The 13,181-nt window shown below is 52.1% G+C and carries 5 protein-coding genes; 1 reads left to right on the top strand and 4 read right to left on the bottom strand.

Features of this window, described 5'->3' with window-relative positions:
- The first annotated feature begins 210 nt into the window (after positions 1-210).
- Positions 211-492: a hypothetical protein gene (locus B036_RS0104635; protein ID WP_020567522.1), complete on the top strand. Its 282-nt coding sequence runs from the start codon at positions 211-213 to the stop codon at positions 490-492.
- A 45-nt stretch (positions 493-537) separates the two neighbouring features.
- Here B036_RS0104635 and B036_RS31650 read toward each other — a convergent pair whose 3' ends face one another.
- The 4 genes from B036_RS31650 to B036_RS0104655 form a co-directional block, all read right to left on the bottom strand.
- On the bottom strand, positions 538-2,568 hold the full coding sequence (locus B036_RS31650) for a 7TM diverse intracellular signaling domain-containing protein (protein WP_020567523.1): 2,031 nt from the start codon (positions 2,566-2,568) through the stop codon (positions 538-540).
- Between the two features lie 253 nt (positions 2,569-2,821).
- Positions 2,822-3,577, bottom strand: coding sequence for a LytR/AlgR family response regulator transcription factor (locus tag B036_RS0104645; protein WP_020567524.1), 756 nt, complete (start codon positions 3,575-3,577; stop codon positions 2,822-2,824).
- Positions 3,578-3,829: 252 nt separating this feature from the next.
- Positions 3,830-7,993 (bottom strand): hypothetical protein, encoded by a 4,164-nt coding sequence (locus tag B036_RS0104650; protein ID WP_157472036.1) that lies wholly within the window; start codon positions 7,991-7,993, stop codon positions 3,830-3,832.
- Entirely contained in the window at positions 7,915-12,816 is a 4,902-nt protein-coding gene (locus tag B036_RS0104655; protein ID WP_020567526.1) for a LamG-like jellyroll fold domain-containing protein, read from the bottom strand. The genes B036_RS0104650 and B036_RS0104655 overlap by 79 nt, the downstream gene beginning before the upstream one ends.
- Positions 12,817-13,181: the final 365 nt, after the last annotated feature.

Genomic DNA, 13,181 nt, shown 5'->3' on the forward strand with positions numbered 1-13,181 from the left:
GTTTCCGGCGGACTTGGCGCCCGACGTTTTTCCAAAGATGTGGGGGTTTCGGGTGGGGTTTGGGTGGTTTTTTCCGAATCCTGGGTTTTGGTTTCCGGGACGGGGTTTTGGTTTTCCGAGGTCTCGGTGATGTGGGGCAGGTTATTGACCGCCGCTTATTGTTAACGCCGTATTTTTGGGATGTAGCTTTATTACGAAACGCAGCGCTGAGTGTTATCAGACATCACAAAAGGAAAGCTACAGGTAAGTGCCTACGCCAACTTCTGGAATCAGTCAGCGATGGAATTAGGAGGTGAAGCCACATTCCAAACGAACCGGGGCTTGGGCGGTAGGCTAATTGGTGAGATTAATCTGTACTTCGAGGATTCATTCCCCTTGGGAATTTATGCTCAAGCCGGTTTTAAGTCAACCGGATTTATTGAAGGTGAAAGGCTCGGTAAGGGGCTGATTTTGCGGCTTGGAGCGTCAATACGTACTGGAGAAGTAAAATGATCATCAACGCTCAATCCGTACCTCACGTTAGCTTACTTCCTACTGTTAAGGCGCCAAAAAATGCACCTCCGTACGTACCCCATTACCGCTCACCTCCCGAACCTCCCCCTCCAACTGCTGCACCAGCATCCCCACCAGCCGCGTCCCAAAACCAGTACCCTCAACCGGGCTACCAGCCTTACCGCTACCATCATCACTAACCGCAAGCAGGTAGCGCTCCCCCACCCTGCTCATTTCAACCTCCACCGCACCAGCGGCCGCGCCCTCAAAAGCATACTTAATAGAGTTAGTAATCAGCTCATTAGCAATCAACCCCAGCGGCACGGCCGTGTCGATGTCGAGCCGGAGGTCTTTGGGAACGTTTATCGTAAAGGTGACGCGACCCTTGACGCCAAAAGTGTGCCCCAAATTCCGCGTCAAATCCGAAAAGTATTCCCGCATCCCGACGGTACCGAGGTGATCGCCCTGGTAAAGCTTCTGGTGCAGCAGGCCCATGGTGGTCACCCGGCTGCGACCGGCCAACATCGCGTCGCGCGCGTCCCCGTCCGTGAGGGTGACGGACTGTAACTCCAGCAGGCTGGACACCACCTCCAGGTTGTTCTTCACCCGGTGGTGGATCTCCTTGAGCAAGACCTCATTCTCCCGGCTGCGCTCCGCCAACAGCGCGTTTTTACGGTTGTCCTCGCGCAAAAGACCCGCCTCCACTTCCTGCTGCTCCTGCACCAGCCGGCTCTCCCGCAGGTCGAAATCAGCCCTTTCCTTCGCCTTCACCTGTTCCCGCTGCCAGTACGCCAGGCCCAGCGAGAAAATCAGTACTTCCGCCACTACGCCGACCTTCAGGAAAACGATGTTGAACGGCGGGAACACCACCCGGGTCAGCAAAGACAACAAAGCACCGATACTGATGGCCGTAATGCCCGCGAAGATGAAACGGGCATTAGCGTCTCCCGTCCGGTAAAGCGGATAAAGCGCCGCCACGCAGGAGCCGATCACCAACACGATGTACGGCACCGAAACCAGGTCCTCCACGACAAAGCTGAAGTTGGAAACCACACTGACGACCTGGTGGACGAAGAACAGGAATAAACCAAGGTAGGTAAGCCCCCGAAAGTACCGGTCCCAGCCCGGCAGCAGTTGCTTAAGGTCAATGAATTTGCGAATGAACGCCAGGTAACACGCCAGGCCGATAAAGATCGCCGCCTTAAAAACGCTGTAGTGGTGCGGATGGTCCACGAACATGTAGTCGCCGAACCAGTCGGCAAGGTCGTCGTTGGATTGCGCAGAATAGACGATGATCATTAGCAGGTAGCCGGAGTAATAAAGGAAACTGCGGTCGCGGCCAAAGAAGTAAACGATCAGGTTGTACAGCAACATCATTCCCAGAAAGCCGATGAATATGGCGTTGCGGACCCGGACCTTGTTCATCCGGGCATAAAAACGATCGGTCGTTTGCAGGTAAATGCTGAAGGCAGGCGGAACGGAAGCGGCTTCTCCCTTCCCCCTGAAGTAAATGGTGGTGGGCGCATCTGGCGGCAGGGATAGTTTGACGAGATTTCCCCAGGCGGTAGGGGCAAACTGTTTTTTTCGCAGCGGCACGTGCGTCCCGGCTTGCTGAACGGCCCATGCACCGGTTTCGTCTTTGGTGTAGACCTCCAGCGTAGTCCAGTTGGTCGGAAAATAGAGCACCCATTCCAGGTTACTTTCCGCCGTGGGGAGGCGGTTGATGGCCTCGACCTTCCCCCAGTACCAATGGTTGGTGGTCATCTCCTCCGGGTAGGCCCGATACGCCTGAAATGCTGATTGAACGGCTTGCGTGCTCACGTCTTCGATGGAGAGAAGACCGGCCGAATCGGACAGGATCTCCAGGTGGCTGATCAGGCGATAGTTTACGTCGTTATCCTCCAGGGCTAAGATTCCTACGCTTCCGTTTTCCCCTGGGCTTTGCGCACTTAGGGTTGTGGTTGCTGCTAGTAGTAGCCACAGGACAATTGCAAGATCGCTCGTCGGCCGAGGCGCGACGAAGGAGCTGACTCGTCCAACGAGAGATCGACCCGCAAAGTTGGTGGACAGTTTCATTTGGAAGGAGGGGTGAATGTGTTAAAGGCGCGGGTGAGGCCTTAAACATACGGAGGTTCGTCGTTTTTTTATTGACTGCTTTTTCCCGGGCCGGGGTTTTATTTTCCCGGTCCGCGTTTTACCCCTCCGACAATTTCTAACTCGTCCGCCGAGCTTTGCGCAGCTTAGCTCGTCGGCAGAGTAGGTTGTGACGACCCGAATCACTCGGCCGACGAGTCAGGCCCAAAGGCCGCCTCGGCGGACGAGCTAGTCCTCACCGCACCAAATTAACCCGCCGCAGCAACTCCGCCCGCTGCTCCTTCCCCACCGGAATAGCTTCCCTGCCGATCACAAGGTGATCATCGGCCACCACATCGATTTGCCGCAGGTTGACGACGTAGGAACGGTGGACGCGCAGGAAATCCGAAGAGTGCAACTGCTCGGCCAGCTTGCCCATCGGCATACTCAGCAGGTACTCGGTATCCGCGGCGTGGATGTGGCAGTAAGAGCGTTCGGCCGAGACGTACAGAATGTCCTTCAGAAACACCTTCACCATGTGGTCTTTGTGGCGAACGAAAATGCGGTCACTCAGCAGCTGAGAACCGTCGGGCGTCGGTGCGGGTGCGACTTTTTCTGGCGCGGCCGCAGGTGCATGGTGACGTTGAACGGCAAGGCTGATGGCCCGGTGCAGCTCCGTCTGGTCGTAAGGCTTGCCGAGGAAGGCGTGGGGACGGGTATTTTTTGCCCGTTCGAAGGTAGCCGGATCGGTATTGGCCGTCAGGTAGATGGTGGGCACGAAGATGCCTTCCTTTTCCAGGACCCGGGCCGTCTCGATCCCGTCCAGGTTGCCCTTCAGGTTGATGTCGAGCAGCAGAATATCCGGTGGATCCTTGCGGCAGTGCAGCACAGCCTGGTCGCCCCGCGGCAAGATACCGGCTACCACGTAGCCGAACTGCTCCAGGTGAAGGCCGATCTTGTTGGCGATGATGATTTCGTCCTCGACTATGAGGACGGAGATGGTTTGTGACAAGGGATGACTTTTGTCTCAAGGTAATACAATGGGTGATTAAATGGGAAATTCAAGCACTTTAACAGGTGCGAACATGTAGGTTAACGGGTACAAATACGGGGCGGGAACACACTTCCTACTTAGCCTTGCTCCTAAGGTTTTTTCCTTTGCACCTGCGGCCGCGCATAATACCCAGCATAATGCGTGACCTCTACGAGCGAAGTGACTCTCGGTGGCCGCGTCCACGAAAACAACAATGTTGAAAAGAGTTTGCTACTCCTTTCCCAACAATTTCAAAATCTCGCGCATATGCTCCTGCATCTCCTCCAAAGGATCAATTATCGGTTGGGGGATTTTGCGTAGTTCGCGGGTGTCTTTTCCAAATCCTTTGAGGGCAGGCCGGCTAACGTAGGTGACCCGGTGCAAGATCCGCCAGGTAGAATTAGCTTTTCCAGCCTGTGTCTGGCGCAGCGCACGGGCATCTTCGCTGTTGCTCTGGAGCCACTCCGGATCAACGACCTGGTTGAAGAAATCATGGAAGTGACTGGTGGCCCCCTCCAGGTAGTAACTCATGAAACGGTAGCGTCCCACTTTCTCCCCCGGCATCAGCGGATTGTCGTCATGATCGGTCACCCCCGTACCTTCTACGCCAGAAACATTGACATCCAGGGCAAAACCTTTGCTGTTCGTAACGGTCTTAGACATTTGTTGGTTTCGGCCAGCAGTGGCCATCATTTTTAGTTCGGCGAACAAGCCCAATTCAATGGATAGTTCGCTACCCAAAGCACCCTTTATGTCGATCGAGCCGCCAATGGTGTGTTGGATCACGTTGGCAAACTGCTGGCTTTCCGCACGTAAGCCACCATTGGCATCCCAAACGTAAGTATTGACGATGTTACGTTTACTTGATCTGATTTGAAGCTCTTCCATTTTTTCTTGCCAGCGCGCCAGTTGATAACTGGCGTTGGCCTGATGGTCTTCGTTTTCGATGGAGGATTCAATTTCCTTTTTGCGTTTTTCCGTAGCCTCACTAATGGCATCTGCTTTTTCCTGGGCTACATCCTGAAGTTTATCTCTGTCGTCAGCAGCAGCATCCATTTGGTCTTCTTGCGAAAGCGTATTTCCTTCCGCATCGGTAGTCGGGCGATTCACGTCACTGTTAACGCCTATTGCTCCGGGGTCGAACTCTTCGTTATTCACATTGCTGTCCAGGCTGGCCTTATTGGCTAGGCGGCTGTTGAAGTTGTCGAAGTATAGCGCACGGCGTTTATCCTCTTTGTCAATTTGTTTTTTGAGGTCATAAGCTTCATGTAACCGGAAGTAGCTGGCCGGATAAAGTGAACCATATTGCGCGCGCATTTCGGGTACCTGACGAAAGTAGCGCTGGCTGGTTGCCTGAGTGCCCGTGAGGCCATCCAGACTACCGTTCATGGTGTAAGCCGGATTGATGAGAAAGCTGATGGTGTTGACGTCTGGCGGAAGGTCTTTATTAGGCTGGACTTCGTAAGCCACCATTTTTTTAGAGCGGCTCAGGCGCAGTACGTATACATCCGCAATGGCGGAAGTTACCAGTGCATAACCGACGTTCTTAGGGATGTATCTACGGCCAAGGTGTGGGAATTTGGGCTTAGTTTCGGGGGTTCCACTCAGGGATAGTTTATCCGCCGTTAGGTTGGCCGAAGAAGAACTGACACTGGACTCATTCAAATAATTGTACGCGAAATCAAGTGCCCCCCTTAGGCCGCCTTTTATTTTTCCCAGCTTAATTCTACCAAGAAAAGGGGCATTTAGCGCGATATCACCTGCACCGCCCAGGAAGAGGTTGATGCCAAAACCTACGGAAGTGTTTTCACTCCGTTTCCAATTGTAGACAGTGTCTTCCCTGCTCACCAGGGATACCGAAGTGGCACCGCCGTAGCGTTCCAGCATCCAGCTTTTGGTCATGTTCTCGCTGGGCACGGGTGGTGCGCCTTCGATGTAGCCCAATAGGGTGGGTTTGAACTGGGCGTTGCCGATCCAGAGAAGTTCCAATTCTTCCACCCGTTTATTGGCGTAGAGTTGAAGACCGTTAGCATCAGGCAGCGCAAAAAAGCGGCGCATCATGGCCTTCTTTTCACCGGTATCGGGGTTGATGGCTACCGAAGTGTACTCATTACTAAGGGTGTTTTTAATCCTCAGGGGCAGGTCTATCGCCCGGTGTAAACGGACAGCATAGTCCTCAGAAACGGTCATCGGACGTAAGGGATCGACCAGGTTTTCCAGCTGGCCGTTTTCGTCAACTTCACGGTCGAAAGGGAAGTAGACAGCAAGGCCCGCCGCTCGGCCATTTACGGCAGACTCCGGCTGAATATGATCGCGGAAATGTTTCCCAATCCATTCCTTCGTGGTTGGCCGGTCATAAAGTGCGAATTGAGCCATCTCAGAACGTTGCCAACCAAACTCCAAACTTATATTTTCATTTCCTCTACCAATCTTTGGAATGACCAAACTACTACTGTAGCCTACTAAGGTGCCATCGAGATAAATATCCAGCCTATAGGAGACGGTCTGGTTAAGCGTAACGTGGACCCAGCTGCCGAAAGGGAAGGGGCGATCAAGAAGAACGTCATACTTCGGCGCTGCACTTTTGGCGGACAGATTACCCTCTGCGTCAGTATCGAGCGGATAATTGTCCGTGTAAAGTTTACCCTCCCGGTCCACGACGAGTGCAAATTTTATCTCCTTAGCGAAACGAATGGCGACCAACTGCGAATAGCCCTGCCTATGATCGAGCTTACACCAGAAGCTGATTCGGCCAATTGGGCAAGCTCGATAATCGTTTATTGATTGAAGCTGAACGACGGCTTTGGGTGTTTGCTGATTATGGTTCAAGCGGCTATTGGGGAAGTACGTTACCCGTCGGTTAAGTCCACCGATGGTGGGGTCGAAGGCCGCCCAATTGGCTTCGCCTTGCAGTTCAAGACTGTAGTCGGACCCTGTATGCGCAAAGTTGCGGATGTGGGTGCCGCGGCCCTCGTTCAATTTATAGTAAGCAAGCAGGCCAGGTTCCTGGCCGCTGAGTTCTATTTTACTGTTGGTAGCCATCTCTTCGGGGTCGAGGGCGACTTTCCAAAGGCGCAACTCAGCTAATTGAATTTCTCCATTTGCAGACCTTGCCTTGGCTATTTCGTTTATGTTTTGCCGCCCAACCCGGTCAAAAGCTCCATAATGCCCCATCCACTCTTCTCGAATGGCAAGCTTTAGTTTTTGCTTTTTTTCTTCCGCTTCCTCCTGATTTTCTATTTCTTCCTGAGCAAGTTTTATCTGTTGCTCAACAAACTCCAATAGGTTGAGGTATGGTTCGCCGTCCAGGTACAATTCGACGCTGGAGTGATCGCCAGTACCCCGCTTCACCAAACCAAAGTGGTGCCAGCCTTCAGACAGATCATCTACAAAATTCAATGGTAGTAGTCCGTCTTCAGACTTTACCGAGAAATGAATATTGTTCGTTTCAGCCTCTTTTTTACCATCGCTATCCAAAAGTTTGCGAGAGCTGAGAATGGGTAGTTGGATTCCTTGTTCCGTGCTGAGTAAGGACACGCCAAGAACATTTTCTGTCATGGCTTCCTTTGTCCGGCCCATCGGGCAATTCATCCACCATTCGATGCTGTACTCTGAGCCGAGCTGGAAAGGCTTTGCGGGGACCAGTTTAGTATCCTCTCCAATCTCTAATGCCAGCTTCGGCCCGTCTGGAATCCACTCTTCAAAGTAAGGGTTCCTACTGTCCGCAGTGACGTCGTAGGCAGTTTGTCGAAGTCGCCCGAAGCGGTCACCATAACTAAGTTGCACCTGGCCTTCGCAATTCTCAAGGAGGGAGAGTTGATCAGTGGCCCGGACGAAGCCGAGGTAAGCCCCTTTGGTCTTCAGATCGTTTGGATCATTGGCCACCAATTCGGGCAGGGCCACGGCCTCGTTTTGTAGCTGCTCAACAGCCTGCTTATAGTCAGCTTGTGACTCGCTGATCGTAGCGTAGGCCTGATTGATTTCATCAATCAATGCACTACGTTCAAGTTTCCAATCTTCCAAGTCTTTGCCATCAGCTTTTTGGGCGAGTAAGGCGTCGTAAGCTTCTTTTAGCTGGGGTATTGTTTCGTCCAACTTAGACAGTTCTTCAAGCCCTTTTTTCGTCTCTTGATGGTTAGAAGTTCCATGCTGAAGTTCCAGGTAAAAAATTTGATTGTCACTCGGGGTATTGTAAGTCCATTGAATGCACTTTGCACCGTTTCTTCTATTTCCCCCTTCTATATCGAAGGCCGTCCCCGTTCCCTTCACGTTAATCCCATACCCAATTTGACCCGCAGCTACTACCTGTTGATAATTTAATAATTCTTCTGTCCAGTTATCGGCCCCTGAAATCTCGAATTCACTGGTTGTTTTAAACCGCTTAGTGGTTTCCACATCCAAAAAAAAGCATCTTTCTTTTCAAATTTTTCGAAGCCCAAGTTCTTCGAGCGAAGGACAAATAGCGAAGTGCTTTTCCCCGTTACTAAACTATCTGTCCCGGAATGAACTTGCCCATCTTTTAACCTATTTCTAATTATCGTTTGAATACTGACTATTGCAGACAGGTAATAGGCAGTTTCGCCCTCCGCCAATAGTATATTGAAATGCTTTTCGTCAACCTGTACAAGCTTAAATTCTTGAAGGAAGCTAACCTTATCAAAATCTTGCTGGGTAACAGCACTGAATCCCTTGCCCTCTATCGGATTATAAGTACTTATTTCACGTGGCAGCGACAAGTATTTTCCACTGTGGCGAGCTTTAATCCGGAAACGGTAAGATAGAAGGACATTTTTTTGCTGATGCAAGGAATCGAGTTTAGCCTGGGCCTCCTGCTGTTTTTTCAGTTCGTTATCCCATGTTAGCTTTTTCTCATTGATTTGATCTTGCAGAGTTTGTTTATTTTCCTCAGCCTCCCAAATCCATTCTTCCAACTGTACCAGCCGCTCGCGATGGCTCACTATCTGATTTTTCCGTAGCCGTATCATCACCCGCGATGCCCGGGTATCCGTAGGTCCCTGCCCAATAGTTGGTAGTTCTTTATAGGAATCTTCGTAGGTCACCCGGCTAACTGCATGGCTGATGTGGGTGAGGCGGTGGCGCCTGATTTCCATCCAGTGCCAATCGCCCACTACTTTGTCCATGCCGAACACCCGAAAAAGGGCTACGCCATCCGGTATCACAAAGCGACAGACTGCTCGAAACCAGCCGAAGTTTTTGTTATTTTTACCCGCTTGCTCGTCAATCGCTTCACCGATTACCTGGCTAACAATTTGTGGATTAAACGCATCGCTCCCTACCCAATCGCGGGCCGAGCGACCAGTCTTGCCCCGGAGGGCGAAGCAGAAAGCCTTAGCCGCCGCTTGTTTGCTGCGGATCGGCTTACGGTCGTTATCAAGGAGTCTAAATTCCATCGATTCTTCGTAGACGGCCCGAGCACTTACGGCTACGAGATCGTCATGGCGATACATCGTAGCTAGGGGAGCGGTCGGTGTCGGCCCCAGGCGGCGGCGAAGGCTGTCGGGGCTTAGGTAGACATCTCCGAAGACGTGCCCGTCGTTACCGAAGTTGGAAAAGTCGGTAAAACGCCGGTCCTGTTCCCAGATGGCACCCATCCGCCAGTTGCCCGCCAGTCGGTATTCCTTACCAATGAGCGGGAGGAAGAGGGAAGATTTTTGGTACTCCGTGCTTAGTGCAGTATTCCAGATACGGACCTCGGCCAGGGTGCCGCGCAGGCCACCAATCGAGCCAAAAACCTGAGTAGGACGCTCCACCAGTGTCGGATCAGTATCGCCAGTCAGGTTGAGTTTTTGGGCGCTCAGGTCCCGCAACTTATCGTTGTCTAGCGGCCAGTAGGCCGCTAGTCCAGATTCCGCTCCACTGGGTAAGTGGTGAAGCTCGGAGGCGATCTGCTCGTTAGTGCGCAAGTACGACCAAAAACGCAGGTGCGCCAATTCGATATTCGATGCTTCGATGTCGTTACTGCCTTCTGAATTCACGGCGGCACCGTGCAAAAGGCCACCTATCTGTAATCCGGTGGCTCCCTCCAGGGTAAAGGTTTTAACCGAAGATATAGCATACTGTGCACCATTGATAAAGACGATCACCACGGCATCCTGGGATTGATCGGAAGGGTGTTCGTATCGGATAGAAAGCAGGTGCCATTCGCCGTCAAACAGCTGCTGAGCGGGTATTATCCTAACCTCCTTGGAAGAATAATCCCCCAGGGTTATTCCCTCATTTTGAAGCGCAATGTATTGGCCCTGACCATCTTTAACGTCACCCACCGACCAGAGCACCCCTCCGGTTTTTGTGCTTAGCCAAGTCGTAAAAGTGAAGTTTTTTCTACTTACCTGCATCGGCAAACTCCTGCCCTCAGCAGTAGAAAACCGTTCCGCCCCCCGTAGGCTCAAAGCCCGAGTTGGGGCAAGCCCACCAAAGTGAAAGTTGCCGCTCCAGTTCGGTTGTTGGTAGGTGGCGAACGCCTTGCTCGCCAGCTCGCCGGAGATTCCGTAGTCCTGTATTGGACTCCCGCAGGTTTCAACTTCTCCAAAATACTGTAGGTGCTCTCCGCTTAAATCGCCTGTCACTCTTTTCTTAGGCCAATTCAGGAAATCGAATAGGAGTCCTTTGGTTCCGGGAAGGGATGGTACTTGTGCAAGGTGGAGAATACGCTTCAATCCGAGTGCCCTGGACCAAATACGAAACTGTCCGATCTCCCCCTCGTAATACCGGGGGCGATCCAGAAAAAGCCCCACCTTAGGCTTGGAATGGGCCAAAGAATGGGAAGCATTGTCCCAAACAGGATGACCGTCGGCAATAGAAACCGGTACTTCTGCCTGACCATTAATGATAAACTGGATGGTATTGCCGCCTTCGGCAAAACGGCCAATAACTGCCAGATGGCTCCACTCCTCTTTTTGCAGGTCTGCCCTGGATACTGCCTCCACCTGAAGCGCGCTACCGTCTTTCTGCAGCAGGCCAATGTGCATACTCAAGCATCCACCATGGCGAATACTGAGCGCACCGAATGTCCTAATTTTGACCGGGCCGCTTCGATCATACATGATGCTTTGCCAAATCGGACGATTTTCAGCTACCGTCGCAGGTCGCAGCCAGGCTTCAATCGTGAAGTCAGCATTGGGAATTGGCTGCTTCTGGGTTAAATAAAACCTGGCTTCGCCGCCACCTTCTTTGAAACGCAATCCCTGGTCTGAAAACGTTGCGAAAGATTGACTAGGATCATCCTTCCTATGTTGCTCGGCGGGCACAAGAGTAGCATTTCGATACAGCCTGAGTTGTAGGGGGCCGTAGGCTTCCGATCGCTCCATCACTACCGCCAGGTTAGTCCAGCTGTCTCCTGGCACTGGGTTGGGGTCAGACAGCGTAAAGTGGCCTTCCGGTAACTTAATATTCACCACCGGATGCCCATTCTGTAACGTAAGGGTGAGCGCACCGCCAGCTTCAGCAAGCAATAATTGTTCTTCTCTCAGGCGCGAAGCATCAGGCTTTACCCAACAGGAGTACGTATGGCCGAAGGAAGTATCCTGGCGAACCGAATCTAGCAGCACATCTTCAACAAAAGCAGCATCATTTACGCCATCGAAAACCAAGCCTTTACGACGAGCAGCTTCAACGAAAAGATTGATTACTTGCACGGGGTCCCAGTCGGTCGCAATGAGAAAGGAATGTTTGTCTACCGGCTTGATCTCGAACTCACCGGCCAGTGCCTGGTGGTTTTTGATCAGTACTTCTAGCTCGTTTTCCAAACCATGATCAAGGGCGGTGGTAAAGCGTATTTCGTTGCCCTCCTGCTCGATGGAGGTGATGAGCCCTTCGAAGGCCAGTCCTTTTTCCGGGTCTTCGGGCAGCAGTTGCCATTCGCCGAGTTCGGCGTCTTCCCAGTTTTGTTCGAGACTGAATTGGTTGTCGCCTAACTTTCGTACCAGATAGTGACCGTTGAAACTTTTTTTGCCATTCAACTCCACGCGGTCGAAGCGGTTCAGGCCGTGTGCATCTTTAGTATGTACTATAGTCTGATCTCGCTCTCCTCTGCTGATGGCCTTCACTTTGCCATTGGGCAAGGGCATTGCGGGCCCCAGAGCCTGAACTTCCTCCAAGTGTCTTATGGGCAGAAAAATTTCTTGACGTTTTGCGGCCCTCAACTCATCGTGGCCGTCGGCTTGGGCATCAATCAATGATAGTAGTCCGTCAGGTGATACGCCGAAGCTGAGGGCAGCAGTCCGTTCGTCCTGGGTATTGTAGGCCAGCAACAGGCGGGTCGCTCCTTTGAGCAATTGTGGCCCGACCTCGGTGGCTTGTTCTGTTTGCAGGTTGTATACCGTTACGGCCAGGCCGTCGGCAAGCGGATTATCCAGCAGGAAACGTCGTTCGATGACGGCAGGTACCGAACGTACTAGCGGCCGGGCGTTCTCATCTTTGGCGGGTTCAACGACCAACTCATCGTCTAGCTGAAACTCGCCGTGTCGGTCAGAGCGAAAAGCCACCGCACGCACAAATTCCTGTTCGTTCTCATCTCTACCCGGCAGGAAGACGTGCCAGCGGTCAGCGTCTTTGTCAGCAGTGGGTAATGTTGTTACAGCAAATTGGCCGTTGCCCGGCCGTGGCAAAAAGCTCAATTCCTTGGTTGGTTCGCTGAATGCCCACTCGTTGGCATCGCGAAAGTCTAGGGAGTCGACCCCCTCAAGTCGGCCATTGACGATCTTCATTTTGGCGTTCGCCGTGTACTTGCGTCGGCTGCGCTTGTAGCGTACTTCCAGCTTTGGCATCAATTCGTTGGTGAGCCCGTTGAGGATGAAGCGATCAACCAATACGTTGCCCGTTTCCCGGTGGATACGAAAGACGTAAATGGTTTCACGCAGGGACACAACTTGCACCTGCGCGACGGCCCCGATGCTACCCGATCTCAAGTAGCGAGAGCGAATAAGATCGTTATTTTCACGCTCCTTTTCACGAACCGAAACGTCAGGCTTTTCATCAATAAAGGGCAGCAAGGACCAGTACTTCCAGCCCACCATAGCCGTACGGTCGGTATTGTCTTCAAAACCATCTTGACGGACGGTGTAATAGACCTTACCAAAGGTGAATGGTTTCCCGGTTTGGGGATGATCGCCAGTTGATTCAGTAGTTACAAAGACAATTACCTTCCCCTCATGCGTTAAACTGTTAACGCTGGAAAGCTTCTTTATGGGCAAGTGCATTTATGGGCAGGTTTAGTTCTTAATACTCTGTAACATACGATTTAAACGCCAAAACTACCCACTTACGACTAACAACATCCCCCCAGGCCGCAATTACTTAGCTCCTAATTAGGCACTGGAAACACACCTCGAACCTAAGTTGCCAATCTTCGTTCCCCGCATTTTCTCCCCCTGCTCAATTCGACCTCCCTTGCACCTGCGGCCCCGCCCTTATTAGTCAAGTAGTCAGGGAGTGCTGCCGCAAATAGGCGCTCGCTACGCTCGTCAAGGACAAATCGATATCCTGACAACTCGAAAACCCGACAACTTGACATCCTGACAACTAGAAAACCCGATAACTCGAAAACTTGACATCCTAACAACTA

The organism is Neolewinella persica DSM 23188 (assembly GCF_000373105.1).
Lineage (GTDB): Bacteria > Bacteroidota > Bacteroidia > Chitinophagales > Saprospiraceae > Neolewinella > Neolewinella persica.